Source organism: Pseudomonas peradeniyensis (assembly GCF_014268935.2).
In the GTDB taxonomy this organism is placed as follows: Bacteria; Pseudomonadota; Gammaproteobacteria; order Pseudomonadales; family Pseudomonadaceae; genus Aquipseudomonas; species Aquipseudomonas peradeniyensis.
In genome coordinates this window covers 554,441-576,981 of the sequence record NZ_JABWRJ020000004.1, presented here as the reverse complement: position 1 = coordinate 576,981, position 22,541 = coordinate 554,441, and the positions used below count along the sequence as shown (strand labels likewise).

The window sequence follows — 22,541 nt, the reverse complement described above, 5'->3', positions numbered from 1 at the left end:
AGAAGGTGCAGGCGAAGAGCATGGAGATGGAACCCCGCAAGATGTAGAGGCGCTTGGCTCTCTGGTAGCTGGTCATGGCTCGTGCCTGCCTGCGCCATTGCATTTGTGGCAGGTCGAGGTTGAGCCGTGGTACGGCCCTTGGAAGCGCAAAAGACCGGAGCCTTTGCAGACTCCACAAGCAACCTTGTTGCGCTCTCGCTCAAGTTGTTTGCGAAGTTCGGCAAGCTCACTGTCGCGCGGGTCGCCAGCCGGAACATGGAAGGCCATACCGATGCACTCGGCCCAGCCAACAACGTCACCTGCAATTGCTCGAATCTGTTCAGGGGTTGCGGTAACGCCGTGCTCTTCGAATGCTTCCGCCAAACCCTCTGCGTAGTAGTCGGTGCGTGAATAGCTCATGTCCGCACCTCGTAGGCCAGCGTGCACATGCCGCAGAGGTAGGCCCGGCCCGACCAGGCGGCCGGGTTCTCGATGTGAGCCAGGCGCGCCTGGTTCATGGCGTCCTCCATGGTCAGGCCCTTGAACACCATCAGGATGCGGTCGTCTGGCACGGCCTGGGAAACCTCGGCCACCTGGTCGTCGATGATCGATGGGACGATTGGCGTAGTCATGCAGCCTCCTTGCGCCGCTCGGCGATGCGGCGGACACGTTCGCAGTAGTGCTTGAGCTCGTCGGCGTCGATGTCGCCGGCAGTGAAGTGGGCAACGATCAGCGATTCAGTTTCTCGGTCGGTCTCGGCGGTGCAGTGCGCAGCCAGCCGGTCGATGGCCTCGCCAATTCGCACATGCGGGCTCAAAACCCACACTCCTGAATGTCGCGCTCCTTGTCGCGCTCGGCGGCGACGGCCTTGGCCGCTACCGGGCGCAGCAGGTCGGCGGCGATCTCCTTGAGAGCCCTCGGACCGCCAAGCAGGTACGTGCACAGCTCCATGATGAAGCCCGCGCTGCCGGTACCCATGCCCGCCATGACCAGCTTGCCGAAGGCGTCCTGCTGGTCCAGGCCGTCGATCTGGCGGTTGTTCAGGTGATCCTGCACAGCCCGGGCAAAGTCGGCCTGGGTGATCTCGCCGCGTTCGCCGCGGTAGCCCCAGCTGACCCGGTAGCCCAAGACCAATTGGGCCGCGTGCTTCTCGATCCACTCCACCTGGTCGGCGTCATCGTCGCTCACCGCCGGAGGCATCCGGTTGTCGTACTCAAACTGTGCTGCTCGAAGTGCGCCCATGGCGTTCTCCTGATGGGGTGGGGCAACCGCATTAGGCAGATGCCAGCGCAGGTGACCAAACCCGAGCCGTGAAGCTCGCTGGCACCTGTCTGATGCGGTCGGAGTGAAGGGAAGGGGTGAATCGTGAAAGCCCGAGGATTCCCCGGGCTTTCTTCCATAGGCTCAATGGCCTTGCGTCAGAGTCGATAATTTTTGGCGGGACGTTGACCTCCAGAAAGGCCTTGCCCCGCTGGTACATCGCCAGCGCTCGCGGTGTGAACGCAATGGACCGGTTGGCAGGCCGCTTTCAGGATGAGGTTCTGGCCTCATGTGGCTGAGCGCTGCGCCGATCAGGATGAGAAGGAGCATGTGGTACTCCAGTTGGGATGCGGGATGCATCGGGGCGCGCCCTGTATGACGTATGTCGACCTTTGCTCTCGCGCTGGTAGGCGGTACTCAAGGCGCGCTCCGATGCAGCCTGCGATGGGGAGCAGGGCATCGGGCTAGTCTTCCCTGGCAGTCAAGGGATAGGTGCAGCCCCGCCACGTGACCCACGATCAAGTCGCGTTGGGATTTCACCGCTCGGCGGCGGGGCTGCGGGCGGTGTTGATGGCCGGCGCTGATCTCCGGCTTGCTGGCGGCTACCCTCCAGCGCGTACAAGGGTTCACTTGTTTCCTTTCGCGCCTAACGCGGATGTGATCTTGCTCATCAAGAGTCCACCCGGTCGTTCACGCTGCGCATCAGCCTGCGCATTCATCAACACCGCAGAACGCCCTGTTCTGCCTCCCCTGAACCGTTTATGGGGCAGGACGCTCTGCGCTGGTGATGAAGTCCCGCATGGGCGGGCACAGATGGGGCAGTTAACGTCAGGCTGACGTGGCGCTGGTTGTCTACTTGGTGCGAGCCTCTGCCATCCAGTCGTCGCGACTGATTCGGCATTGAAGGACCAGGCTCCACTGGCGGGTTTTCCGAGCTCTGACCAGCTCCCGGTTTTGATAACGGGCGTGTCGCACGCAGCCTTGCTTGGATACTCCGGTCATCTCTTGCCCTCCAGGGCGGTTGATTTCAGGTTGCGGCGAGCCGATCCGCCCTATCCAGCAGGGCAGTGCAGACACGCTCGTCGAATCGGTCAGTGGTGCGGTATTGGTCGACCGCTTGCCGGATGACGCCAGCTTTGGCGGTCGCCCAGGCCCTGTGCGCCTCGTGCGGGCAATCAAAGCTGCCGATGAAAAGGCGTTTGCCATGACCATCATGTGCACGAGCTATATAGCGCTTGCGGAACAGGTAGACGCCTGTCGGAAAAGCACCTGAACTGGCAGCGCAGTCGTTAAGCAGGGTGTTGATCCAGATCGGTACAAAGACACAGGTATCAGGCGAGTAGCGTTTCTCCTGAGGCCTGAGAATGTCCTTGTCCAGGTGATTCCCTTCCCAAGGCTTGTCCTGCATCCAGCGCTTGAACGCGCTAAATCTCAGCCATTCAGGGTCAACTGAGCAGCCTGCATAGCGAGCCGCTTCGTTCTTGCCTGGAGCGAAACACCTTCTGATTACGCCCTTCCATCGGTTGTAGAAGGGACAACCATTTGTTACTCGCTCGTCGGTGATCCCCACGCCGTAGATGATGCCTTTTCGCATGGTCGTTCCTCTTTCCACCAAAACCACCTGGTGCAAGTGGCTTTGGTGAGCCGCCTCATCGAAGCGGCATCAGTGAATCTCGTGGTGCGCCGCGACCCGCTACTGGCGTCGGTCGCTGGCTCAAGTTGTTCTTGCTGGTCACTCACCGCGCCGCCGGTTACCGGTGGGCGCCGCTCGCTTCCTCCCTACTGCCGCCGGGGAAAGGCGGGGCGCATTGCTTGCCAGGTCATTCGCTCGGTTCAGGCATTTCGCCTTCGTCAGCCGTACAGGGTTCTCCCTGTCGTGGGCAGCCTTTCGGGGCTGTCTGGCGCCGGTCGCCGGTAGAGGCAATGCGGTCTGTTGGTTGTTGCGCTGGCTGTTAAAGAGCGGCGGCCTGTGAGGGCCTGGCCAGCCCCTGGTTGGTGACTGCTTGAGGTGAAATTTATCTGTGCGATAAATTGGTGTCAATATCAATTTGATAAATTTATCTCCTGTCGATGATCGGTCGTTTATCAAGGCGCTTTCTTGAGGGCGAAAAAAAGCCCGCACGCGGCGGGCTTGATGGGTTCCGGCAAGCTAGAAGAAGGATGCGCCCCAGAACACGCGACCGATGATGGTTATCTCTTCGGCCATTAGTTCATCTGCGGTGTACTCCTCGTCGGGGTGCTCGTCACGATTGAAGCTGCGCAAGCGAAGGCCGCCGCGAGCTGTGCGGTAAAGCTGTTTAACCCGAACGTGGCCAGCGTGGCTGATGGCGTACATCTTGCCGTCCACCACGTCAGACACCTTGTTTTTAGCTCTATCGACGGCAACCGTCCCTCCATTCTGAAGGACCGGTTCCATAGAGTTGCCGGAAATCGATACACATACCGCTTGGTCTGGCTGGACCCCAAGGTTCCGCACCGTGTATTTGCCGAAGCGCAGCTTTCTAGTACCGCTTACCTCGATCACTGTTTTTCCGCCTCCTGCGGACAGCTCGACTTCCTTCAAAAAAGGCAGTTCGATTTCGTCGTCGTCGAGCGGAGTATCGTCCGCCCACTCTTGAATGCCTTCCGACTCAATGGAGGCGTTCGGCTGTACCGAACGTTTCGCGATCTGTCCTTGGACCTGGTCCATCCAGCCATGTGGCAGCCCAGCGGCGGCCTCTATCCTCCTGGCTAGCTTGTCGCCGAGATTTCTCTTTGGGTTAGGGGAGACGATCTGGCTGATAACAGAGGGTGCAGTCCCGCACGCCGCTGCGAACTCAGCCTGAGTTGGGTAGCGGGCCGAGAGGGCGCGCAGGTTGTCGCGTCGAATGGTGTTCATATCCATGCGCGGATGATCGCCGCTTTTATCCATGTGATAAATAACCTTGCAGATCAATCATCGGTTGCCTAAAAATTATCCATGAGATAAATTTGGTTTATCTCCCGGAAAGGTGACGAAGATGAAAACCCCCATCCCTGATATGCAGACCTGGCTTTCTGGCGCCAGCGCCGATGAGCGCCAGCGCGTGGCCGACGCATCGGGAATCTCGGTCGGCTACCTGTGGCTGATCGCTGGAGGCCATCGGAAACCATCCGAGGACGTAGCCGCGAACCTGCACAAGGCAACCGACGGCCGCGTCTCGGCCTTCTCGTTCTTCCCGAAACTCGCAGCGATCGCGGCAACGACTGCCGAATCCGCCGCTTAACCAATTCACAAGCAAGGAACCATCAACCGATGAGCTACGACGATAGCCGCCACCTGAAAGACAGGGAGATCAAGTCTCGCTACGACGAGGACACGTACGAGGCAGTCAGGGCAGTGGCGAAGCTCCACCGCCTGCAGCCAGCCGTATTCGTGCGCATGTGTGTGGAGGAGAAGCTCGCTCACCTGATCTCTCAGGATGATAACGAGACAACGCAGACGGCCTGAAGGCCCGGAAGGGGGACCCATGGCTGAAACCACGATCTGCCACGGCCTCGAGGAGCGCTTTTACCGAAAGCTTGAAGAGAAGGCGAGGGAAGCCGGGATGACCCCGGAACAGTACGCCGTCCAGATAGTGCGGGAGAGCCTGGTCGAGAAAACGAGGCCTAAAGGCGCCGGAAAAATCCGGCACCTGCCTCGGCCTTAAAAGGCCCTGAAAAGGGAAGCCCTGGAGACAGGCACAAAAAAGCCGGGATTGCGGCCCGGCTATCTGCAACATCACATAAGTGAGACCAATTATGCACATGCAGACCCCAAGTGTACAGGCCCTCAATCGGCCCGCGCCACAAAATGCGAACCACGATTCTGTGGCGCGCATGTCGTCGCGGGAGATTGCCGAGGTCACTCAAAAACGCCACGACAATGTCTGGCGGACCATCGAATCCCTTCACGCCAAAGGCCTGATCGGACTCCCTCAGTTTGAGGAAGTCCCTAATCCGGGGCCTGGCCCGCTTTGCATCAAGCAGTACCTGATCGGAAAGCGCGACAGCTTCGTGGTCGTCGCCCAGCTGTCGCCCGAATTCACCGCCGCGCTGGTGGACCGCTGGCAGCAGCTGGAGACCCAGGTATCGAAGCCGATGCCTGCCGACCTCAGCAAGCTGGAAATCCTCCAGATGGCCCTGGAGTCGGAGAAAGCCCGCGTCCTGCTCACCGTCCAGGTCGAGGCCCAGGCCAAGAAGATCGACCACCTGGAGAACCTGTTCAAGGAAGGCATGAGTCACGTTCAGTTCTGCAAAGGCCTGAATGGGGTCAACGTGATGCAGGTGGGTCACTTCCTTGAAGGCCGCAACTGGCTCTACAACGAGAGCAAGTCCGGCACCCGGTACCGCGTCGCCGCCTATGCCCGCGACAAGTACATGACCGAGCACCAGCAGGAGATCACTCCGCACGGGAAAGAGGCGTTCATCAGCTACACACCGATCCTCCTGCGCAAGGGCGCCGTGCGCCTGTACGAGCTGTACCTGGCCGGAGAGCTGCCCATGAAGAAGAACTGGGACGGCCTGCACACCCACGACAAAGCCGTGCGGGGTGCGGCATGAGCATCCACGACATGACAGATGACATGAAATCCGAGTTCCTGACCGCGTTCCGCGCAGAGTTTGGCTTCGGCGAGATGACCGCCACCGCCAACGACGATGCAGCCGCGATGCTCAAGGCTGCCGCATGGGCCTGGCAAGCATCACGTTCAACCGTGGTGGTTGAGCTGCCATCGGCGTGCGCATACGAAGGCCTGACCGAGCACTTGGGCTCAGTGATCGAGCTTGCCTACGAAGCTCCAGAGCACGATCCTGTGGGGCTCGCTCGCATTCCTGATGTTCGTGCCGCCATCGAGGCCGCTGGTCTCAAGGTGGCACCATGACCATCGATAAGCAAAAGCTGAAAGCGCTGGCTGAGGCGTTCCCATCTGATCTGGACTGGGACAGCAACACTCAGCCGTTCTTCAATGGCCCGTCTGGCGAATCTCTTGGCGGAGGCTCAACGGGTTTTTACAGCGTGTACGGGCAGCCCTTCACCATTGATGGCGAAGAATACGACGGCACTGAATACGTGAGCATCTGCACCAGAGAATTCGCTGAGTTCGTATGTTCCGCGAGGTCCGCGGTTCTGGCGCTGCTCGCGGAAAACGACGCGCTGCGCAAGGACGCCGAGCGGTACAGCTGGCTGCGTCAGAAAAGCCTTCCATTGGATGGCCATGATTTTCTGAGCACTCAGGAAATTCTCGACCGCCGTATCGACGCGGCCATGGCCAAGGAGTGCGGCCAATGAGCGTCCAATCCATGTCCTGGGCCTTGGAGCAGCGCGACATCGTAGACGCCACTGCGCGCTACGTGCTGCTGGTCCTGGCCAACTATGCCGACAAGAACGGCCGAGGGGCTTTTCCGTCCTCCGCCAGCATCAGCGATGACACCGGCCTGTCTATCCGCACGGTGAAGTACAAGCTCGATCACCTGCTGGAGATCGGCGTGATTCGCCTTGGAAATCAGGCCATTGCCGGCGCCTACATCGACCGTCACGACCGCCGCCCGACCGTCTACGACTTGTGCGTAGAACGGGGTGCAACAGCTGCACCCGGTTCCGAACGGGGTGCAAATGAAGACACAACGGGGTGCAGCTCACGACAGAACGGGGTGCAAACCACGACAGAACGGGGTGCAGGAGCTGCACCCAATCCATCAATTAACCATCAAAGAACCATCAAAGAACCTAAGAAGCCAGTCGCTGACGCTCCTGCGGCTCCGAAGAAGGCTCCTAAGTTCGATCCGATGACTGCAAAGCCGGCAAACGTCAGCGACGCCGTATGGGCTGATTGGTGCCAGCACCGCAAGGAAATCGGCAAGCGCCTGACCAAGACGTCGTGCGAGCGCCAGGCCGCCCAGCTGGCCAAGCACCACGCAGCAGACGCCGTGATCAACCAGTCCATCAGCAACGGCTGGACCGGCCTGTTCCCGGAGAAGGTGCTGCCTGGTGCCCAGCAGGGCCAGCGCCGCAACGGTCCCGACTTCAACGACACCAGCTGGGCTGATGACCTGGGGGCCTTATGAGCGCACAACCAAAGCTGAGAAGCGTCACGCAGATCATGGCCACGGCCCGCAATCTGCCCGCCGAGGTGCAGGCCCCGGTCAAGCAGCTGGACCCCGGCACCACCGAAGTGGTCAACGCGCTGTTCAAGGAGTTGCAGGCCATCTTCCCAGCGTGGAAGCAGGCCTGGCCGGATGACGAGGCCCTGAAGGCTGCCAAGCGCAGCTGGATCAAGTCCTTCGTCGCCGCGGGCATCAACACGCTCGAGCAGATCCGCTTCGGCATCCAGAAGTGCCGGGTGCTGGGTACCGATTTCGCACCGAGCAGCGGCAAGTTCATCAAGCTGTGCCAGCCGACTCCAGAAGAGATGGGCATTCCGCCGCTTGCGCGGGCCCTGGCAGAGGCGCTGGAGAACTTCCACCCCAGCAGGGCAGGTTCCCGCACCTGGTCGCACGCAGCGGTGCGCCACGCGGCCCTGCAGTGCGAGGCGCAGAACCTGGGGTCGATGGAGGTGGAGCGGGCAGAGAAGGTGTTTGCGCGGGCCTACGACATCACGATCCGGATGCTGGTGGCCGGCGAGCCACTGGGCGATATCGCCACCGGCATTGGCCACGACAGCCAGAAGGGTCTGGCCCAGCTCGCTGACGAATACGCCGCCCAGCGCCAGGTCCGCCTGCTGGAGATCCAGCAAATCCCAACCAGCGCCGCCGCGTGCCGTGCACACCTGCTGGCCAAGTTGAACATCAAGCGCGCCGGGCAGCCGGCCGGGGAGGGCGTATGACCGAGCAACGCAAATTCCTGGGTCACCAGTACATCGCTCGCCGGGACTGCGGAAAGGTCTCTGCTGCGTGCTGGGACGACAAGGGGTACGAGAAGAGCACCGCCAAGTTCGTGGCCGGCTGCGTACGCCGCGGCGACGCCGTGGAGCGGATCGAGCGCCGAGAAGGCGACCCCATGCCGGAGTGGATCTGCCGGCCTGGCTGCAACGACTGCCGCAAGGAGAAGCCATGACCGAGTTCGCCATTCGCAGCACCCAGGACCTCAACCGCCTCTACGGCGCCCTGCACGCTATAGACCTGACCAAGCCAAAGGTGGTGGTCATCAAGGACGAGAAGCGTCCCGACGTCTGCAACCGGAAGATGTGGGCAATGCTCCGCGACGTCTCCCAGCAGGTGGAGTGGTATGGCCGCAAGCTCACCGACGAGGACTGGAAGCACATCTTCAGCGCCGCGGTGCAGAAGCAGGACGCGGTGCCGGGTATCGACGGCGGCTTCGTCGTCCTGGGCGTCTCGACCCGCAAGCAGTCGCAGAAGTGGTTCAGCGATCTGTTTGAGGTGATGCACGCCTTCGGCGCCGAACACGGGGTGCGCTGGACTGAGTCGGATCGGTGGGGAGGGCAGTACTGATGCTGGCCAAGGAGATCAAACCGAAGAAGTGCAAAGCCCCAGGCTGCGGCAAGCTGTTCAAGCCGACGATGACCACACAGAAGGTGTGCAGCATCGCCTGTGCCAAGGCCATAGCCAAAGACCCGAAGCTGCAGAAGATCGCGGCCAAGGCCATCACCAAGCAGGCCCGCCAGGACCTGCAGGAGCGCCGGGAGAAGCTGAAGACCCGCCGCGAGCACATGGCTGAAACCCAAGCCGCGTTCAACGCCTACATCCGCGAACGGGACGCCGGGCTGCCGTGCATCAGCTGCGACTCGCTGCCGAGCGACCACGACCTCATCACCGGCAGCCGCTGGGACGCCGGCCATTACCGGTCAGTCGGCGCCTGCCCGGAGCTGCGGTTCGAGCCGCTGAACGTCCACCGGCAGTGCGTGAAGTGCAACCGGAACCTGTCGGGTAACGCGGTCGAGTACCGTATCCGGTTGGTGAAACGCATCGGCGCCGACCGGGTCGACTGGCTCGAAGGGCCTCATAAGCCCCAGCGCCTGACCATCGAAGACCTGCAGGCAATCAAGGCCCTATACCGCCAGAAGCTCCGCGACCTCAAGAGGACAGCAGCATGAACTACCACAACGTCATTTCCGCGGTGGTGCGTGCACTCGCCGCCGAGACAATCAACAGCGCCGGCGGCTGCGACTTCGAGCCGAGGGTCCAGATGGCCAAGCAGAAGGGCGAGATCTCCGGCAAGGATGCCGCTTTGCTGGCTGACTGCATCGTGCACAAGCTGCTGCACGCCCAGCTCAGCCCGCGACACTGGAATGCCCTGGTGGCGAAGTACAGCACGCACCGAGGGCGGAAAATCGATTCCATTGGGCGCCTGGTGGCTGTGGTGGAAAGTCCAGCGCCGCGCCGGTTCACACAACAGGCGGTGCTGACCTGGGCAGTGCCGCAGCAGTACAAGGGCATCACCCGCAAGGTCACGCAGGCAAAGGCGCCGGAGCCGCGCGAGAACGAAAGGGAAGGGCAGTGGGATTGGCGGAACAAGGCGGCTGCCGAATCAGTCGCGCGCGCGAACAGGCATGCCCGAGCCATGGCCGAGTCGAAACCGGGCGAGATGATCGTTCTTACCGAGTCGAACTACGACATGACCACATGGGATTCGCAGGGGCTCACCGAGCGCACCTACCAGCGCTGGAGCAAGGCGATCCGTGACAACCTGGAGTCGATGGTGGACGAGGCCCTGGTCGAGGCTCAGCACATGCTGGAGGCGGTTGGCGTGCTGGCCGGCGAGGCGGCATGAAAAAGGCCCTCAAAAGTGCTTGCAATATCATGTCGCCATGTCGTAAATTTGCTACATCCTGTCATTCCTGCGCGTGTTGAGGAGTGAAAAATACGAACCCGGCCATAAAGCCGGGTTTTTTATGCGAACTTCCAGGTTACATCGCTGATTCCAAGCGCCTCAACTTGAGGTCGAAGTCTTTCGACTCCGCGCGCGTCCGGGTTCACGTCTACTCCGATGCGAACTCCTTGGTAGCTGGAGAGTAAGTGGTACAACACGGTCTCCTCGGATGCGTGGATCGGGACCATGTCCTGAGCAATCTGCAGGTCTCGGCCTCCCTGCCGGAATGAAATAACGAGTGTTCCTTTTTCGCTCATGTCGGTATGGCTCGCTAAATGGTGAGGCTTTGATCGTAGCAGGGAGGAATGGAAAGCGCATGAAGCCATCAACCGCATGGAGCCTCCTGGCATTCGCCCTGGCCCTGGCCAGCTACGCCCTGCACCGCGACATCAGCGCCAACGTCTTCCTTGGCTGCGTCTTCATCATTCAGGGCCTCAAGAGGCCCGACGGTTCGGCCCAGGAGCGCCGGGCCACATTCCTGGCTGCCGCACTGAGCGCTGGCATCCTCCTTTTCGCGTTATGGGCGCTCGCCACCGGCCTCGACATCCGCGGCCCGGCGCCATTCCGCTACAAACACTAAGGGACTGAACATGGCCGATGCCGCTACCCCAGCAGCTTGCACGGTTGTAGGGTTGGGCGGCATTGCCCTCGCAAGCTGCCTCCCCACGATCGACCTCAACGCTGTTGTCTGCGCCTTCGGTGGCGCACTGCTCTTCATCCTCTGGGCGAAGGACATCAACCTGTGGCAACGCCTCGGGTACTTGCTCGTCGGCTGGATCGGCGGGTACTACGGTTCGGCCGAGATCCTGGCCCAGGCCTGGACGAAGACCAGCGGTATCGCCGCCTTCGCCTGCGGCCTAGCCACGGTCCTGGTGAGCATCAGCGTTCTGGAGTCGTTCAACACCGGCAAACTGCCGAAGTGGGTAACCGAGCTGCCAGCAGCGATTGGCAGCCTGTTCCCCAAGCGAGGGGGCCAATGACCCTAGACCAAACCATCACCCTGGCTCATGCCGGGTTCTGCGGCGGTATCTGCTTCGTCATCGCGTTCATGTACCGGCGTGGCGGCTCGAGCTACAAGTTCCTGCCCAGCCTGTGCGCCTTCTGCCTGGCATCCCTGTTCGGCCAGGAGTGGCTGAGCATCATCGGCGCGATCCTGCTGTACGGGCAGTGGCCGGTCACCTCGGTGCCCAGCACCCTGATATTCGGGATCCTGTTCATCCTGGCGCTGCGCTCGAAGGGCAACGTGGCCAGGCTGTTCGATCAGTCGCGGCGCCGGTAAGCGCGCCACAAAATGTAGGTGCGCCGTTTCGTGGCGCGGGAGCTAACATGAGCAGACCGATGCCGCCGGCCGACCTGCTCGAATCGCCATTCCTAATCCTCAAGCCTGCTCCAGAATTGTGGGAGTGGATACAGCGAGAGATCCTCGCCGCAACCGGCGGCATTCACAACGAAGACCACGCTCACCTGATCGACGCCAATGTCGGGGTGCTGTGGGCTTCCTCTGCCTTCAACAAGAAGGGCCGCTCAGTACTCGGCCAGGCCGAGCAAATGATGATCCGCGCAGGCGGATGGCAGAAGGCGCGCCAGGAACAGCAGATGCGTGACTGGTTCGGCGAAGAGCCGGAGTTCCTCATCACGCTGGCCGGCGACTACTGCGCCCAATGCAGCGAGGCTGAGTTCTGCGCCCTCATAGAGCACGAGCTGTATCACATAGGGCACAAGCTCGATAGGTATGGCGCCCCAGCATTCGGGGATGACGGCATGCCCAAGCTGGAGATGCGCGGCCATGACGTCGAAGAGTTCGTCGGGGTGGTGCGCCGTTATGGCCCGAGCCACGACGTACAGCAGCTGATCGAAGCTGCAAGCAGGCCGCCCGAGGTGGCCAAGATCAACATTTCGAGGGCCTGCGGAACCTGCCTGCTCAAGTCGGCCTGAATCCTGACAGGTCCTGACGGACGACATTCAAATGGCAGCACTACGAAGCGAGGTCAAAGCCTTCATTGTTCAGGCTCTGGCCTGCTTCGATACACCGACCCAGGTGGTGGAGGCTGTCAAGAAAGAATTCGGGGTAGATGTCAGTCGCCAGGTGTGCGAAGGGCATGACCCAACCAAGTACGCCGGGCGCGGTCTGGCAAAGCGCTGGGTGGAAATGTTCCATGCATGCCGGGAGCGGTTCACGACCGAGACGGCAGATATTCCGATCGCGCACCGCGCCTACCGCCTCCGTGCGCTGGGCAGGATGGCGGAGAAGGCCGAGTCCATGAAGAACATGGCCCTGACTGCCCAGCTGCTGGAGCAGGCGGCAAAGGAGGTCGGCGACGTCTATGTGAACCGCCAGACCAAGGCTGACGTGCCGCAGGACAACGCGGTGCCGACCAGTATCAGGGTCGAGGTCGTGAACGCGAGGAAGCCAGATGCCGACGCTTAACGTCCCACAGGCGCGCTTCCTCCAGATGGAGCACAAGTTCCGCGGCTTCGTGGCCGGCTTCGGCTCTGGCAAGACCTGGGTAGGCTGCGCTGGCATCTGCAAGCACGTGTGGGAATGGCCTCGGATCAACTCCGGCTACTTCGCCCCGACCTATCCGCAGATTCGCGACATCTTCTTCCCGACCATTGAGGAGGTCGCCTTCGACTGGGGCCTGAAGGTCAAGACGAAGGAGAGCGACAAGGAGGTCGAGTTCTACAGCGGCGGCCAGTACCGCAGCACGACCATCTGCCGCTCGATGGAGAAGCCGCAGACCATCGTGGGCTTCAAGATCGGGCACGGCCTGGTCGACGAGCTCGACGTGCTGCCCAAGCTCAAGGCTGAACACGCCTGGCGCAAGATCATCGCCCGGATGCGCTACAGCGTACCCGGGCTCAAGAACGGTGTAGACGTCACCACGACCCCGGAGGGGTTCAAGTTCGTCTATCAGCAGTTCGTGAAGCAACTGCGCGAGAAGCCGGCGCTGAACGACATGTACGGCTTGGTCCAGGCCAGCACGTTCGACAATGAGTTAAATCTGCCGCCGGACTACATCCCGTCGCTGAAGGAGTCGTACCCCGAGCAGTTGATCATGGCCTACCTGAACGGGCAGTTCGTCAACCTGACGTCTGGGACGATCTACACCGCCTACGACCGCAAGCTGAACGGCAGCCAGGAGACTATCCAGCCTGGCGAGGCTCTGTTCATTGGTATGGACTTCAACGTCGGCAAGATGTCGGCAATCGTCCATGTGAAGCGCCTGGGCCTGCCGCACGCGGTGGACGAGATCATCAACGGCTACGACACGCCGGACATGATCCGCCAGATCAAGGAGCGCTACTGGCTGTATGCCGATGGCGAGTTCCGTAACACGCGGCAGATTCGGGTATACCCCGACGCCTCGGGCGACTCTCGCAAGTCCGTCCGAGCCAGCGAGACCGACATCTCACTGCTCAAGCAGGCAGGTTTCATCGTCTCGGCCCCCGGCGCAAACCCGCCGGTCAAGGATCGCATCAACTCTATGAACGCCATGTTCTGCAACGCAGCAGGGCAGCGCCGCTACCGCATCAACGCCGACAAGTGCCCGACCTATGCCGACGACCTCGAGCAGCAGATCTGGGGCGACAACGGCGAGCCTGACAAGAAACAGGGCAACGACCACCGGCCAGACGCCGGCGGCTACTTCATCCACAAAGAGTACCCAATCAACAAGTACTCCCTCACAGGTGTTTCCTAATGGGCGTAGTCCGATACCTCAGCGACAAGCTGGTGAACCTGGTGGCGAACCTGGGCACCGAGCGCGACAAGGCATCGGGCTCGGCGTATGCGCCGGTGATACTGACCGATGAGCAGCTGATCAACGCCTACCGGGGCGCATGGCTGCCGCGCAAGATCGTGGACATCCCGGCCCTGGACGGCACGCGCCGCTGGCGGGCATGGCAGGCCGACAAAGAGCAGATCGAGAAGATCGAAGCGGAGGAGGCTCGGCTTGGCCTTCGTGCCAAGGTCAAACAGGCTCTTACCCGGGCCAGGCTTTTCGGAGGATCGGCGATCTTCATTGGAACAGGCGAGACGAACACGGCAGCTCCGCTCAATGCGGCAAGTATCCAGGCTGAGGGCCTCAAGTACCTGGCTGTGATGAACCGTCGGCAGCTGTCGCCCACCGAGATCGAGCAGGATCCACAGTCGGAGCGCTTCGGCAAGCCAAAGGCGTACCGCCTGGCTGATAGCCAGCTGCAGATCCACCCTTCGCGGCTGGTGATCTTCAACGGGGCAGAGCATCCCGACCCCGACCTGGCTCCGGCCAATATCTTCGGTTGGGGTGACTCGGTCCTGCAGGCGATCTTCGAGGCCATTAAGCAATCGGACAGCACCATGGCCAACGTGGCCAGCCTGGTGTTCGAGGCCAAGGTCGACGTAATCCGCATCCCTGACTTCATGCAGAGCCTGCAAGACGACGCCTATCGCAAGCAGGTGCTGGAGCGCATCACCCTGGCGGCCACGGCCAAAGGCATCAACGGCACGCTGCTGCTGGACAGGGAAGAGGAATACGAGACCAAGTCGGCGAGCTTCGGCACGCTGCCGGACATCATCGACCGCTTCCTGCAGGCCGTATCCGGTGCGGCCGACATTCCGGCTACCCGGTTGCTCGGGCAGTCGCCGTCCGGCCTGAACTCCACCGGTGAGGCTGACCTACGCAACTACTACGACCGCATCCAGGCGCTGCAAGAGCTAGACATCACCCCGGCCCTGAAGCTGCTAGATGACTGCCTGATCCGCTCGGCGCTCGGCTCCAGGCCGGCCCAGATCCACTACGTGTGGAATCCCCTCTGGCAGCCGACGGCAAAAGAGCGGTCAGAGATCAGCAAGCAGACGGCCGAGACCGTCAAGATCCTTGGCGAAACGAAGCTCTGGCCGGAAGACGCGCTAAGCAAGGCAGCTACCACGCTACTTGTCGAGCAGAGCGTTCTGCCAGGGCTGGAGGCGGCGGTCGCTGAGTTCGGCTCTGAGCTGCCCGACGAAGAAGAGCTAGACGACGCTCCGGCCACGCCCTGAGGTAAACCATGCACATCACTGACACAGTCAGCCTGGGCGACACCAGGCTGAACGATTCCGGCTACCTGGAAGCTTTTGCGCTCACTGCGCGCACCGGCGTTCAGCAGTACCTGGGCGCCGAAGTAGGTCGGCCTGACCTGAAGGTCGTGAACGTCTACCGCGACGAGAAGGAGGTCTTCTCCAAGCGATCGCTGGAGTCGTTCTCCAAGATCCCGATGACCAATGATCACCCGGGCCAGCCGGTCACGGCCGCCAACTGGAAGCAGGTGGCGGTGGGCACGACCGGCGACGAGGTGCTGCGCGACGGCGAGTACCTGAAGATCGGCCTGAAGATCACCGACGGTGACGCCGTAGCCGCGGTTCAGGCCGGCAAGCGCGAGCTGAGCGTGGGCTACAGCTGCGAACTGGTCTGGGAGGACGGGGAAGCCCCGGACGGCACCAAGTACCAGGCCAAGCAAACCAACATCATCGCCGACCACATCGCCATCGTTCAGCGCGGGCGGGCCGGCAGCCGGGCAAGCATCGGCGACTCCTGGCCACAACACACCCCAACCCCCGAGGAAAGACCCATGACCCTGAAGACGGTTACCGTCGACGGCATCCCGGTTGAAGTAACCGACCAGGGCGCCGTTGTCATCGCCACCCTGCAAGGCCGCCTGGCCGACGCCGCCACCAAGCTCAGCACCACCGAGGCTGCGCACGCCACTGCAATGGCAGCTAAGGACGCTGACCTGGCCAAGAAGGACGCCGAGATCGACGACCTAAAGTCCAAGCAGATCACCGATGCGCAGATCGACGAGCGCGTGAAAGCCCGCGGCGACCTGATCGCCAAGGCCAAGGCTATTCACGACGGCGATTACGCCGGGAAGAGCGATGCCGAGATCCGCAAGGCCGTGGTCATCGCCAAGATCGGTGACGCGGCCATCGCCGGCAAGACCGATGCCTACGTCGATGCGCGGTTCGACCTGCTGGTCGAAGATGCCGCCAAGGACCCGGTTCGCCAGCACCTGATCAATCAGGACGGCAAACCGCCGAAGCCTAATGACAACGGCCAGCAGGCCTACGAACAGCGTCTGAACGACGCCTGGAAAGGGGGTGCCAAGTAATGGCCGTTCAAACCAGCTACACCGCGACCATTCGCGCCGGCTTGCCGGGCATGATCGTGGACATGATCCCGAAGACCCTGATCTCCCGCACCGTTCAGGCGGCCGGTGGGCTGGCCTTCGGTGTTCCGGTCATCCAGGGTACTGCTGACAAGGCAGGTCGTGCGTCGACCACCGGCGACACCGCCGCCAAGTTCGTTGGCATCAGCGTCCGAGATCGCTCGGTCAAGGCCGAGGCCAACCAGTACAGCCAGTACGAGTCGGCGCGCGTCATGACCAAGGGCGCCATCTGGGTGACCGCCTCCGTGCAGGTCGCCGCTGGTGACCCGGTGTACTTCGTGCCGGCAACCGGTGTGTGGACCAACGTCGCTACCGACAACGTCCTGGTGGCAAACGCCCGCTTCGACACCAGCACCACCGGTGCCAACCAACTCGCTCAAGTCCGCCTGGGCTAAGGAGAAACCATGCGACACATTCAGCTCCTCGATGCTCAGGCCGCTCTGGGCTTCGTGGTCTCCCAGACCTCGTACATCGAGCGTCAGGTGAACGAAATCGTCTATGCGGACATCCAGTACCCGCAGCTGATTCCGGTCGACACCTCGGCCCCCGAGTGGATCAAGACCGTCACGTACTACTCGGCCGACAAGGTCGGTAAGGCCGACTGGATCAACGGCAATGCCGATGACATCCCGCTGGCCAGCACCGAGCGGTCGAAGTTCGAGACCCAGATCCATATGGCCGGTATCGGTTACGGCTACGGCCTAGAAGAGATCAGCCAGGCGCAGATGCTCGGCATCAACCTGACTGCTGACGACGCCATGGCGGCCCGCCGGGCCTATGAGGAAATGGTCGACCGCGTTGCCCTGCTGGGCGACTCGTCGAAAGGCTTCTCGGGCCTGTTCAACTTCCCGGGCGTCACCGCTGGCACCGCTGTGACCGGCAACTGGGCCACCGCGACCGCCGACCAGATCCTGGCCGACGTCAACACCGCACTGACCGTGCAGGCCCAGGGCACCCTGTTCACCGCGTTCTCCGACACCCTGCTGCTGCCGTACAGCAAGTTCCTGCTGTTGGCCACCCGCAAGGTAAACGACCAGGGCCTGGAGTCGATCCTGACCTACCTGCAGAAGAACAACGTCTACACCGCCACCACCGGCCGCCCGCTGATGATCAAAGGCCTGAACGGCCTGGACACCGCCGGCGCCGGCAACACCGCACGCATGATCAGCTACCGTCGCGACCCGTCGGTGCTGAAGATGCACATCCCGATGCCTCACCGCTTCCTGCCTGTGTACCAGGCCGGCCCGATCCGCTGGGAAGTGCCGGGCATCTTCCGCCTGGGCGGCGTGGACGTTCGCCGTCCTGCCGAAGTCCGCTACACCGACGGCATCTAAGGGGGTCCCATGGCTAAGGTAACCAACACCCATAGCAAAACCCCCATCGGCCTCCCTGACGGCTCCGTGGTGCCTCCTGGCGGCACCGTCGACGTGCCGCAGTGGGTCGACTACAGCAACCGCCAGAACCTGGCGTTCTACGTCGAAGCAGGCGTGCTCGTGGTCGAGGGCGGCGAGCCTGTCGAGCTCAGCAAGGAAGAGCTGATCGCCAAGCTGAAGGCGCTGGGCATCGAGGCTGGCAAGAACTCCAGCCTCAAGACCCTGCAGGAGCGCCTGGCTGAGGCAGAAGAGAAGGCCAAGGCCGACATCATCGCCAAGCTCACCGAGAAGGGTGTGGCCGTGGGTGAAGGCGTCACCCTGGAAGAGCTGCAGGCCGAACTGGCCAAGCACCAGTAACAACCCCCGGGCGTTCTGGCAAATCCGGCGCCCACTTATTCGAGAGCGATGATGGCTGACTACTACGGTACCGTGGCGGGCGCAGATGCCTACCACACGGCCCGTGGCAATGCCGCCTGGGCGGCTGCTACTCAGGCCGACAAGGAAGCGGCACTGGCGCGAGCCTCAGCCTACATCGACGGCCTTGGCACCCAGCTGCCGGTCACCGGCTGCGTTCTGTCGTTCCCCGGTCGCAAGGTCGGTGGCCGTGACCAGGCGCTGCAATGGCCGCGCACCGGCGCAACGGACCGAAACGGCGACCCAATCGACTCAGGCTCGGTGCCGCGTGAGGTTGAGCAGGCCTCCTATGAAGGCGCACTGCGTGAACTGGTGAAGCCTGGCAGCCTGAACCCTGACTATGTGGCATCCAAGGCCGTCAAACGCGCCAAGGTGGGCCCACTGGAAACCGAGTTCTTCGGCCCTGATGATGTCGACGGCCAGCCCAACAAGCCCGTGGTCGGCATCATCAACGACATCCTGGCACCAATCATGGTGCTGCGGTGCCCGCTGCCAGCAGTGGTGGTCGTGTGAACCAGGCAGAACTCATCCGGCAGATCGATGGCATGGAGCCAGCGATGGCCAAGGCCTACCTCGACCAGATTCGGGCAACCCTGGACGCGGCCACCATCGCCGAGATCGAGCGCCTCATCGCGACGCGAGACGAATCCGCCCTGGGCGAGTTGCTCACGGTTGGGGTGTTCGGCGCGCTGATGGAGTTGATCCGGTCGGGATTCATGGCCGGCGCCAAGGTCGAGGCGAATAGCGTGCCGCGCAGCCTGGGCAGGCAGGAGCTGGATGTGAATGCCGAAGGAGCCCAGTCGTGGCTGTCGCAGCGCATCGCCACCCTGAAGGCGCAAATGGCCATGGATCAAATCGACGGGATCAGTGTTACGGTTTCCTCTGGCCTGCAGGCCGGCAGAAGCCCTAGGCAGATCGCGCTGGACCTGGCTGGTCGTGTGAGCAAGCAGACCGGGCGGCGCACAGGCGGAACGGTAGGGCTGCCTGGCAATTTCTCACAGTACGTGGCCGATGCCCGCACCCAGTTGCGCAGCGGTGACCCTGAGCAGCTGCGCAAGTACCTGACTCGCACCCGCCGCGACAAGCGCTTCGACTCCATGGTCATGCGGGCGCTGAAGGCGGGTACGCCAGTCAACAGCGCTGATGCAGACCGCATCGCCGGGCGCTACGCCGACCGCCTGCTACAGACCCATGCACAGATGATTGCCCGAACCGAGGCGCTTGAGTCGTTCAGCGCTGGCCGGGACCGGGTGTATGAGCAACTGGTCGAGCGCGGGCTGCCGCGGGAAGCCATCGTCAAGGACTGGGAGACTAGGCGAGACGAGAAGGTGCGCAACAGCCACGCCGGCATGCAGGGTCAGACCCGGGCGTTGGGTGAGCCATTCAGCACCAACTCTGGCGCACTCCTGCGGTACCCGGGCGACCGGTCCCTAGGCGCCGGGTGGGACGAAACCGCGAATTGCCGGTGCCAAGCCCGGTACACCATAAGGGCGAACTATGCGCGACGAGATGCAGGAAATCTTCGGGGAGCTATTCGATGACGTCTTCGCGGAGTCGGTGACCGCGTTCACTGGCGAGTACATGGGCCCAGGCGTCTTCGATCCGGTTGCCGAGGAAACCACTGCGCAGCCTGTGATCTACGCTGGGCGCGGAGTGTTTCATGAGTACGATGAGAAGCGTGTGGACGGGCAGAACATCAAGTTCGGCGACATCCAGCTGATCGCGCTCACCAACGAAGTGGCCGACCGACCCGACATCGGACACCTGGTGGAAACCATCTCCAACGTTGGAATCCTCGGCATACCCGCGAAGGGATATCGCATTGTGCGCGTGGGTGGTGACCCTGCCGGGGTGCACCATGACCTTCAGCTGAGGAAGGCGTGATGGCCAAGCAGAGAGGAGGGCGCGCCTGGACCGTGCCGCCGTCGGCATTCATCGGAGTGGTGGAGGATGCCCTGGCCGAGAGGCACCGGTCGATCACGCTGGCAATGCTTGGCGAGATCGTACTGCGAGCCCCTGTGGATACCGGGCGCTTCCTGGCCAACAACATCGTCAGCATCGGCTCGCCGGTGTACTACTCCCTCGACGAATACGACAAAAGCGGCCGGGAGACAGTCGCCAAGGGCGAGAGCGCGCTGTCAGGCCTTGAGCCCTACACCGTCACCTTCATCCAGAACAACCTGGCATACGCCGGCGCGCTCGAAGACGGCCACTCGCGGCAAGCGCCCGCGGGTATCTACGGCATCGCCTTCTACGGCGCGACACAGGCCTTCAACAAATGACCTTCGAACAGATCCGCGCCATCGTGATCGGGCGCATGCAGCACTGGGCTGGTATCCCGGCTGACGCTGTGGACTACCCGAACCCCCTCAAGGGACCGTTCGACCCGGCCGGCAAACCGATCTGGGCCAGGCTGGCCGATGTGCCGGGTCTTTCCAGTGCGCAGGAGATCGGCATCGGCCCCTGCGTGCGCCGCACCGGAATCATCATCGTCCAGCTGTTTGTGCCCAGCTACAAGGGCACCTTGGCCATCACCAAGGCCGCCGACACGCTGGTCGAGCACTTCCAGTTCTACAGCGACCCGGCCGGGCCATTCGAGTGCTACGCGGCATCTGCCAGCACTATCGGCGATGACGGCCACGGCTGGTACCAGGTCAACCTGTCCATTCCATACCGGGCCTACTGAGGCCGCCACCCACCGCCCATGGCGGTTTTTTTACGCCTATTGATAGGAGAATCACGCCATGTCGAGTGGTGCCAAGGTTGCAACCGCCTGGATTCGTGAAGTCACGCCAGGCACCACCCCGCCGGGCTCCTGGAACGTACTGACGCGTACCAGCTTTGGTGTCGGGCCCACCTACAACACCGCCGAGAACAATGAGATCGGCGAAGACCGCATGTCGCAGGGCACCGCCCAGACCACCGTGGACGTGGCCGGCGATGTCGGCACCAAGATGCGCTTCGGCGCGCTGGACGAGTTCATGGCGTCCTGCTTCGGCAAGGATTGGGACAACAACGTCCTGACCATGGGTAATGACCGCATCAGCTTCAGCCTGGGCTACTACGCCGCGGATGTCGGCATCGCCGGCAAGGCCACCGGCGCCCAGGTCGCCACCATGAACATCCAGGTGCCGAACGACGGCGAGATCGAGGTGACTACCACCTTCGCCGCGACCGGCTGGCAGGACAAGGACGACGACACCAACTTCATCCTGACGCCGGTGGCCGAGGCCTTCCAGCGGCGCTACGGCTTCAAGGATGTCTCTGGCCTCAAGCTCAACGGGGCCCAGGTCGGCGACAACAACGTCTGCGTCGATACCTTCAACCTGCAGTTCGACAATGCGGTGCAGACCCAGCGCTGCATCGGCAACGGCAACCCCTTCGCCGGCAACATCATCCCGACCACCTTCACGCCGTCGGGCAGCATCACCCTGAGCTGGGCCAAGACGGCCTACGAGCTGTGGAAGAAGCAGCAGACCGGCGATGCGATCAGCTTCGAGTTCACCCTGGGCAATGCCGACGGCGCCTACGACTTCCTGATCCCGGAGATGGAGATCAGCGGGTCCTGGCCGGATGGCGGCGCCACCGACATCATCCAGGTGGAGTTGACCTACACCGCCCGCCGCGTGTCGCCGACCATCACCCGCCGCCAGGCACCGCCGGCGCCCACCGGCGTGACCGTGGCCCCGTCGACCGCCAGCGTGGCAGTGGCAGCGACCACCAACTTGGCTGCCACCGTAGCCCCGGCTGGCGCGACCCAGGCCGTCACCTGGTCCAGCTCCGATGTGAGCAAGGCCACTGTCAGCGCCTCCGGTGTCGTGACCGGTGTGGCCGTCGGCAGCGCGACCATTACCGCCACCAGCACCGCGGATGGCACCAAGAAAGGCACCGCGGCGATCACCGTCACGGCGTAACCATTGCCCGGCGCGCCCTGCGGTGCGTGCCGGGCCTTTTACCGCAGAGGAAGACCATGGGATTCACCATTGCTCGCAAGCCAGAGCTGGACCTCCACGGCCAGCGCTGGGTGGAGTTCGCCCCAGGCGCCAAGATCCTGGTTGGCTCCGCCGCCGACCCGGTGTACCGATCGCACCGCGCGCTGATCAACCGCCACCTGGCGGCAGTCGACTCCCAGGCCGGCGTCGGCACCAAGCAGTTCAGCGTTGCGCAGATCCCTCAGGCTGAGATCGAGGTCGACGACGAGCTCTACATGGACCTGGTGGCGCACCACCTGATCAAGGATTGGCAGGGCGTCGACGTGGCCGAGCGCCCGGGCGAGCCGGCGCAGTACACCCCGGAGCTCGGCAAGGCCCTGATCGAGCAGATGCCCAGCGTCTACTTCCTGGCCCTGCGCACCGGCGTCGACATCGCCAACCGCGTCGAGGAGCGCATCAAGGAGTCGGCGGGAAAGCTCTCGCCGTCTACCGATGGGGCCGCGACTGGGCGGGCGAAGAGAACGAGAAAAAGCGCTGGAAACGCGAGCGCCTGAGCGGCGTAGGCGCGGTACCGGA

The 22,541-nt window shown here is 62.6% G+C and carries 36 protein-coding genes; 30 read left to right on the top strand and 6 right to left on the bottom strand.

The annotated features are described in order from the left end of the window. Nucleotides 1–72: 72 nt before the first annotated feature. The 6 genes from HU751_RS23095 to HU751_RS27085 form a co-directional block, all read right to left on the bottom strand. A complete protein-coding gene (locus HU751_RS23095; RefSeq protein WP_137108991.1) occupies nt 73–399 on the bottom strand; it encodes a hypothetical protein in 327 nt (108 codons plus the stop codon). Continuing rightward, nucleotides 396–611 (bottom strand): hypothetical protein, encoded by a 216-nt coding sequence (locus HU751_RS23090; protein ID WP_186733576.1) that lies wholly within the window; start codon nt 609–611, stop codon nt 396–398. The genes HU751_RS23095 and HU751_RS23090 overlap by 4 nt, the downstream gene beginning before the upstream one ends. Beyond that, a complete protein-coding gene (locus HU751_RS23085; protein ID WP_186733577.1) occupies nt 608–796 on the bottom strand; it encodes a hypothetical protein in 189 nt (62 codons plus the stop codon). The genes HU751_RS23090 and HU751_RS23085 overlap by 4 nt, the downstream gene beginning before the upstream one ends. After that, the gene (locus HU751_RS23080; RefSeq protein ID WP_186733578.1) at nt 793–1,221 is read right to left on the bottom strand and encodes a hypothetical protein; all 429 of its coding nucleotides are present in this window, start codon (nt 1,219–1,221) and stop codon (nt 793–795) included. The genes HU751_RS23085 and HU751_RS23080 overlap by 4 nt, the downstream gene beginning before the upstream one ends. 1,045 nt (nt 1,222–2,266) lie before the next feature. Then, nucleotides 2,267–2,833: a hypothetical protein gene (locus tag HU751_RS23075; protein WP_186733579.1), complete on the bottom strand. Its 567-nt coding sequence runs from the start codon at nt 2,831–2,833 to the stop codon at nt 2,267–2,269. A gap of 555 nt (nt 2,834–3,388) precedes the next feature. Beyond that, nucleotides 3,389–4,150: a S24 family peptidase gene (locus tag HU751_RS27085; protein ID WP_275967726.1), complete on the bottom strand. Its 762-nt coding sequence runs from the start codon at nt 4,148–4,150 to the stop codon at nt 3,389–3,391. Nucleotides 4,151–4,238: 88 nt separating this feature from the next. Here HU751_RS27085 and HU751_RS23065 point away from each other — a divergent pair, with 88 nt between their 5' ends. The 30 genes from HU751_RS23065 to HU751_RS22920 all read left to right on the top strand — a co-directional run bounded on the left by HU751_RS23065 (nt 4,239) and on the right by HU751_RS22920 (nt 22,519). Then, nucleotides 4,239–4,484: a hypothetical protein gene (locus tag HU751_RS23065; RefSeq protein WP_186733580.1), complete on the top strand. Its 246-nt coding sequence runs from the start codon at nt 4,239–4,241 to the stop codon at nt 4,482–4,484. Nucleotides 4,485–4,513: 29 nt separating this feature from the next. Beyond that, a complete protein-coding gene (locus HU751_RS23060; protein ID WP_160290763.1) occupies nt 4,514–4,708 on the top strand; it encodes a hypothetical protein in 195 nt (64 codons plus the stop codon). Nucleotides 4,709–4,727: 19 nt separating this feature from the next. After that, the gene (locus HU751_RS23055) at nt 4,728–4,907 is read left to right on the top strand and encodes a hypothetical protein (protein WP_186733581.1); all 180 of its coding nucleotides are present in this window, start codon (nt 4,728–4,730) and stop codon (nt 4,905–4,907) included. Nucleotides 4,908–5,004: 97 nt separating this feature from the next. Further along, nucleotides 5,005–5,799, top strand: coding sequence for a Rha family transcriptional regulator (locus HU751_RS23050; protein ID WP_186733582.1), 795 nt, complete (start codon nt 5,005–5,007; stop codon nt 5,797–5,799). Further along, nucleotides 5,796–6,119, top strand: coding sequence for a phiTE_015 family protein (locus tag HU751_RS23045; protein ID WP_186733583.1), 324 nt, complete (start codon nt 5,796–5,798; stop codon nt 6,117–6,119). Before HU751_RS23050 ends, HU751_RS23045 begins: the two co-directional genes overlap by 4 nt. Beyond that, on the top strand, nt 6,116–6,526 hold the full coding sequence (locus HU751_RS23040) for a hypothetical protein (protein ID WP_186733584.1): 411 nt from the start codon (nt 6,116–6,118) through the stop codon (nt 6,524–6,526). The genes HU751_RS23045 and HU751_RS23040 overlap by 4 nt, the downstream gene beginning before the upstream one ends. Further along, a complete protein-coding gene (locus HU751_RS23035) occupies nt 6,523–7,302 on the top strand; it encodes a phage replication initiator YdaU family protein (protein WP_186733585.1) in 780 nt (259 codons plus the stop codon). Before HU751_RS23040 ends, HU751_RS23035 begins: the two co-directional genes overlap by 4 nt. Next, the gene (locus HU751_RS23030) at nt 7,299–8,060 is read left to right on the top strand and encodes a replication protein P (protein WP_186733586.1); all 762 of its coding nucleotides are present in this window, start codon (nt 7,299–7,301) and stop codon (nt 8,058–8,060) included. The genes HU751_RS23035 and HU751_RS23030 overlap by 4 nt, the downstream gene beginning before the upstream one ends. Beyond that, the gene (locus HU751_RS23025) at nt 8,057–8,290 is read left to right on the top strand and encodes a hypothetical protein (protein WP_186733587.1); all 234 of its coding nucleotides are present in this window, start codon (nt 8,057–8,059) and stop codon (nt 8,288–8,290) included. Before HU751_RS23030 ends, HU751_RS23025 begins: the two co-directional genes overlap by 4 nt. Continuing rightward, a complete protein-coding gene (locus HU751_RS23020) occupies nt 8,287–8,685 on the top strand; it encodes a recombination protein NinB (RefSeq protein WP_186733588.1) in 399 nt (132 codons plus the stop codon). Before HU751_RS23025 ends, HU751_RS23020 begins: the two co-directional genes overlap by 4 nt. Then, entirely contained in the window at nt 8,685–9,287 is a 603-nt protein-coding gene (locus HU751_RS23015) for a recombination protein NinG (RefSeq protein ID WP_186733589.1), read from the top strand. The genes HU751_RS23020 and HU751_RS23015 overlap by 1 nt, the downstream gene beginning before the upstream one ends. Continuing rightward, nucleotides 9,284–9,964 (top strand): hypothetical protein, encoded by a 681-nt coding sequence (locus HU751_RS23010; RefSeq protein ID WP_186733590.1) that lies wholly within the window; start codon nt 9,284–9,286, stop codon nt 9,962–9,964. The genes HU751_RS23015 and HU751_RS23010 overlap by 4 nt, the downstream gene beginning before the upstream one ends. Nucleotides 9,965–10,379: 415 nt before the next feature. After that, a complete protein-coding gene (locus tag HU751_RS23005) occupies nt 10,380–10,643 on the top strand; it encodes a hypothetical protein (protein ID WP_186733591.1) in 264 nt (87 codons plus the stop codon). A gap of 10 nt (nt 10,644–10,653) precedes the next feature. After that, nucleotides 10,654–11,043 carry a putative holin gene (locus tag HU751_RS23000; protein ID WP_046854952.1) on the top strand — a complete coding sequence of 130 codons (390 nt, stop codon included), beginning with the start codon at nt 10,654–10,656 and terminating at the stop codon, nt 11,041–11,043. Then, nucleotides 11,040–11,342 carry a phage holin family protein gene (locus HU751_RS22995; RefSeq protein WP_023379912.1) on the top strand — a complete coding sequence of 101 codons (303 nt, stop codon included), beginning with the start codon at nt 11,040–11,042 and terminating at the stop codon, nt 11,340–11,342. Before HU751_RS23000 ends, HU751_RS22995 begins: the two co-directional genes overlap by 4 nt. Nucleotides 11,343–11,389: 47 nt before the next feature. Further along, entirely contained in the window at nt 11,390–11,998 is a 609-nt protein-coding gene (locus HU751_RS22990) for a putative metallopeptidase (protein WP_186733592.1), read from the top strand. Nucleotides 11,999–12,029: 31 nt separating this feature from the next. Further along, nucleotides 12,030–12,491: a DUF2280 domain-containing protein gene (locus tag HU751_RS22985; protein WP_186733593.1), complete on the top strand. Its 462-nt coding sequence runs from the start codon at nt 12,030–12,032 to the stop codon at nt 12,489–12,491. Next, on the top strand, nt 12,478–13,764 hold the full coding sequence (locus tag HU751_RS22980; RefSeq protein ID WP_186733594.1) for a terminase large subunit domain-containing protein: 1,287 nt from the start codon (nt 12,478–12,480) through the stop codon (nt 13,762–13,764). The genes HU751_RS22985 and HU751_RS22980 overlap by 14 nt, the downstream gene beginning before the upstream one ends. After that, the gene (locus tag HU751_RS22975; protein ID WP_186733595.1) at nt 13,764–15,083 is read left to right on the top strand and encodes a DUF1073 domain-containing protein; all 1,320 of its coding nucleotides are present in this window, start codon (nt 13,764–13,766) and stop codon (nt 15,081–15,083) included. The genes HU751_RS22980 and HU751_RS22975 overlap by 1 nt, the downstream gene beginning before the upstream one ends. An 8-nt stretch (nt 15,084–15,091) precedes the next feature. After that, nucleotides 15,092–16,189 (top strand): DUF2213 domain-containing protein, encoded by a 1,098-nt coding sequence (locus HU751_RS22970; protein ID WP_186733596.1) that lies wholly within the window; start codon nt 15,092–15,094, stop codon nt 16,187–16,189. Then, nucleotides 16,189–16,641 (top strand): structural cement protein Gp24, encoded by a 453-nt coding sequence (locus HU751_RS22965; RefSeq protein WP_186733597.1) that lies wholly within the window; start codon nt 16,189–16,191, stop codon nt 16,639–16,641. The genes HU751_RS22970 and HU751_RS22965 overlap by 1 nt, the downstream gene beginning before the upstream one ends. A 9-nt stretch (nt 16,642–16,650) precedes the next feature. Next, entirely contained in the window at nt 16,651–17,580 is a 930-nt protein-coding gene (locus HU751_RS22960) for a DUF2184 domain-containing protein (protein ID WP_186733598.1), read from the top strand. A 9-nt stretch (nt 17,581–17,589) separates the two neighbouring features. Continuing rightward, nucleotides 17,590–17,976 (top strand): hypothetical protein, encoded by a 387-nt coding sequence (locus HU751_RS22955; protein ID WP_186733599.1) that lies wholly within the window; start codon nt 17,590–17,592, stop codon nt 17,974–17,976. Nucleotides 17,977–18,027: 51 nt separating this feature from the next. After that, nucleotides 18,028–18,546 (top strand): DnaT-like ssDNA-binding protein, encoded by a 519-nt coding sequence (locus HU751_RS22950; RefSeq protein ID WP_186733600.1) that lies wholly within the window; start codon nt 18,028–18,030, stop codon nt 18,544–18,546. Continuing rightward, entirely contained in the window at nt 18,543–19,574 is a 1,032-nt protein-coding gene (locus tag HU751_RS22945) for a phage minor head protein (protein ID WP_186733601.1), read from the top strand. Before HU751_RS22950 ends, HU751_RS22945 begins: the two co-directional genes overlap by 4 nt. Beyond that, the gene (locus HU751_RS22940) at nt 19,531–19,917 is read left to right on the top strand and encodes a hypothetical protein (protein ID WP_186733602.1); all 387 of its coding nucleotides are present in this window, start codon (nt 19,531–19,533) and stop codon (nt 19,915–19,917) included. The genes HU751_RS22945 and HU751_RS22940 overlap by 44 nt, the downstream gene beginning before the upstream one ends. Further along, the gene (locus HU751_RS22935) at nt 19,917–20,315 is read left to right on the top strand and encodes an HK97 gp10 family phage protein (protein WP_186733603.1); all 399 of its coding nucleotides are present in this window, start codon (nt 19,917–19,919) and stop codon (nt 20,313–20,315) included. The genes HU751_RS22940 and HU751_RS22935 overlap by 1 nt, the downstream gene beginning before the upstream one ends. Further along, a complete protein-coding gene (locus HU751_RS22930) occupies nt 20,312–20,719 on the top strand; it encodes a phage tail terminator-like protein (protein ID WP_186733604.1) in 408 nt (135 codons plus the stop codon). Before HU751_RS22935 ends, HU751_RS22930 begins: the two co-directional genes overlap by 4 nt. A 58-nt stretch (nt 20,720–20,777) precedes the next feature. Continuing rightward, the gene (locus HU751_RS22925; RefSeq protein ID WP_186733605.1) at nt 20,778–21,947 is read left to right on the top strand and encodes a phage tail tube protein; all 1,170 of its coding nucleotides are present in this window, start codon (nt 20,778–20,780) and stop codon (nt 21,945–21,947) included. A gap of 56 nt (nt 21,948–22,003) precedes the next feature. Continuing rightward, nucleotides 22,004–22,519, top strand: a complete 516-nt coding sequence (locus HU751_RS22920) for a phage-derived protein YdaY family protein (RefSeq protein ID WP_225933375.1) — start codon at nt 22,004–22,006, stop codon at nt 22,517–22,519. Nucleotides 22,520–22,541 lie beyond the last annotated feature (22 nt).

Bases quoted from the DNA above. Each gene is read 5' to 3' on its own strand.
- HU751_RS23095 (WP_137108991.1), bottom strand. From the start codon at position 399: ATGAGCTATTCACGCACCGACTACTACGCAGAGGGTTTGGCGGAAGCA.
- HU751_RS23090 (WP_186733576.1), bottom strand. From the start codon at position 611: ATGACTACGCCAATCGTCCCATCGATCATCGACGACCAGGTGGCCGAG.
- HU751_RS23080 (WP_186733578.1), bottom strand. From the start codon at position 1,221: ATGGGCGCACTTCGAGCAGCACAGTTTGAGTACGACAACCGGATGCCT.
- HU751_RS23075 (WP_186733579.1), bottom strand. From the start codon at position 2,833: ATGCGAAAAGGCATCATCTACGGCGTGGGGATCACCGACGAGCGAGTA.
- HU751_RS27085 (WP_275967726.1), bottom strand. From the start codon at position 4,150: ATGGATAAAAGCGGCGATCATCCGCGCATGGATATGAACACCATTCGA.
- HU751_RS23065 (WP_186733580.1), top strand. From the start codon at position 4,239: ATGAAAACCCCCATCCCTGATATGCAGACCTGGCTTTCTGGCGCCAGC.
- HU751_RS23060 (WP_160290763.1), top strand. From the start codon at position 4,514: ATGAGCTACGACGATAGCCGCCACCTGAAAGACAGGGAGATCAAGTCT.
- HU751_RS23055 (WP_186733581.1), top strand. From the start codon at position 4,728: ATGGCTGAAACCACGATCTGCCACGGCCTCGAGGAGCGCTTTTACCGA.
- HU751_RS23050 (WP_186733582.1), top strand. From the start codon at position 5,005: ATGCAGACCCCAAGTGTACAGGCCCTCAATCGGCCCGCGCCACAAAAT.
- HU751_RS23045 (WP_186733583.1), top strand. From the start codon at position 5,796: ATGAGCATCCACGACATGACAGATGACATGAAATCCGAGTTCCTGACC.
- HU751_RS23040 (WP_186733584.1), top strand. From the start codon at position 6,116: ATGACCATCGATAAGCAAAAGCTGAAAGCGCTGGCTGAGGCGTTCCCA.
- HU751_RS23035 (WP_186733585.1), top strand. From the start codon at position 6,523: ATGAGCGTCCAATCCATGTCCTGGGCCTTGGAGCAGCGCGACATCGTA.
- HU751_RS23030 (WP_186733586.1), top strand. From the start codon at position 7,299: ATGAGCGCACAACCAAAGCTGAGAAGCGTCACGCAGATCATGGCCACG.
- HU751_RS23025 (WP_186733587.1), top strand. From the start codon at position 8,057: ATGACCGAGCAACGCAAATTCCTGGGTCACCAGTACATCGCTCGCCGG.
- HU751_RS23020 (WP_186733588.1), top strand. From the start codon at position 8,287: ATGACCGAGTTCGCCATTCGCAGCACCCAGGACCTCAACCGCCTCTAC.
- HU751_RS23015 (WP_186733589.1), top strand. From the start codon at position 8,685: ATGCTGGCCAAGGAGATCAAACCGAAGAAGTGCAAAGCCCCAGGCTGC.
- HU751_RS23010 (WP_186733590.1), top strand. From the start codon at position 9,284: ATGAACTACCACAACGTCATTTCCGCGGTGGTGCGTGCACTCGCCGCC.
- HU751_RS23005 (WP_186733591.1), top strand. From the start codon at position 10,380: ATGAAGCCATCAACCGCATGGAGCCTCCTGGCATTCGCCCTGGCCCTG.
- HU751_RS23000 (WP_046854952.1), top strand. From the start codon at position 10,654: ATGGCCGATGCCGCTACCCCAGCAGCTTGCACGGTTGTAGGGTTGGGC.
- HU751_RS22995 (WP_023379912.1), top strand. From the start codon at position 11,040: ATGACCCTAGACCAAACCATCACCCTGGCTCATGCCGGGTTCTGCGGC.
- HU751_RS22990 (WP_186733592.1), top strand. From the start codon at position 11,390: ATGAGCAGACCGATGCCGCCGGCCGACCTGCTCGAATCGCCATTCCTA.
- HU751_RS22985 (WP_186733593.1), top strand. From the start codon at position 12,030: ATGGCAGCACTACGAAGCGAGGTCAAAGCCTTCATTGTTCAGGCTCTG.
- HU751_RS22980 (WP_186733594.1), top strand. From the start codon at position 12,478: ATGCCGACGCTTAACGTCCCACAGGCGCGCTTCCTCCAGATGGAGCAC.
- HU751_RS22975 (WP_186733595.1), top strand. From the start codon at position 13,764: ATGGGCGTAGTCCGATACCTCAGCGACAAGCTGGTGAACCTGGTGGCG.
- HU751_RS22970 (WP_186733596.1), top strand. From the start codon at position 15,092: ATGCACATCACTGACACAGTCAGCCTGGGCGACACCAGGCTGAACGAT.
- HU751_RS22965 (WP_186733597.1), top strand. From the start codon at position 16,189: ATGGCCGTTCAAACCAGCTACACCGCGACCATTCGCGCCGGCTTGCCG.
- HU751_RS22960 (WP_186733598.1), top strand. From the start codon at position 16,651: ATGCGACACATTCAGCTCCTCGATGCTCAGGCCGCTCTGGGCTTCGTG.
- HU751_RS22955 (WP_186733599.1), top strand. From the start codon at position 17,590: ATGGCTAAGGTAACCAACACCCATAGCAAAACCCCCATCGGCCTCCCT.
- HU751_RS22950 (WP_186733600.1), top strand. From the start codon at position 18,028: ATGGCTGACTACTACGGTACCGTGGCGGGCGCAGATGCCTACCACACG.
- HU751_RS22940 (WP_186733602.1), top strand. From the start codon at position 19,531: ATGCGCGACGAGATGCAGGAAATCTTCGGGGAGCTATTCGATGACGTC.
- HU751_RS22935 (WP_186733603.1), top strand. From the start codon at position 19,917: ATGGCCAAGCAGAGAGGAGGGCGCGCCTGGACCGTGCCGCCGTCGGCA.
- HU751_RS22930 (WP_186733604.1), top strand. From the start codon at position 20,312: ATGACCTTCGAACAGATCCGCGCCATCGTGATCGGGCGCATGCAGCAC.
- HU751_RS22925 (WP_186733605.1), top strand. From the start codon at position 20,778: ATGTCGAGTGGTGCCAAGGTTGCAACCGCCTGGATTCGTGAAGTCACG.
- HU751_RS22920 (WP_225933375.1), top strand. From the start codon at position 22,004: ATGGGATTCACCATTGCTCGCAAGCCAGAGCTGGACCTCCACGGCCAG.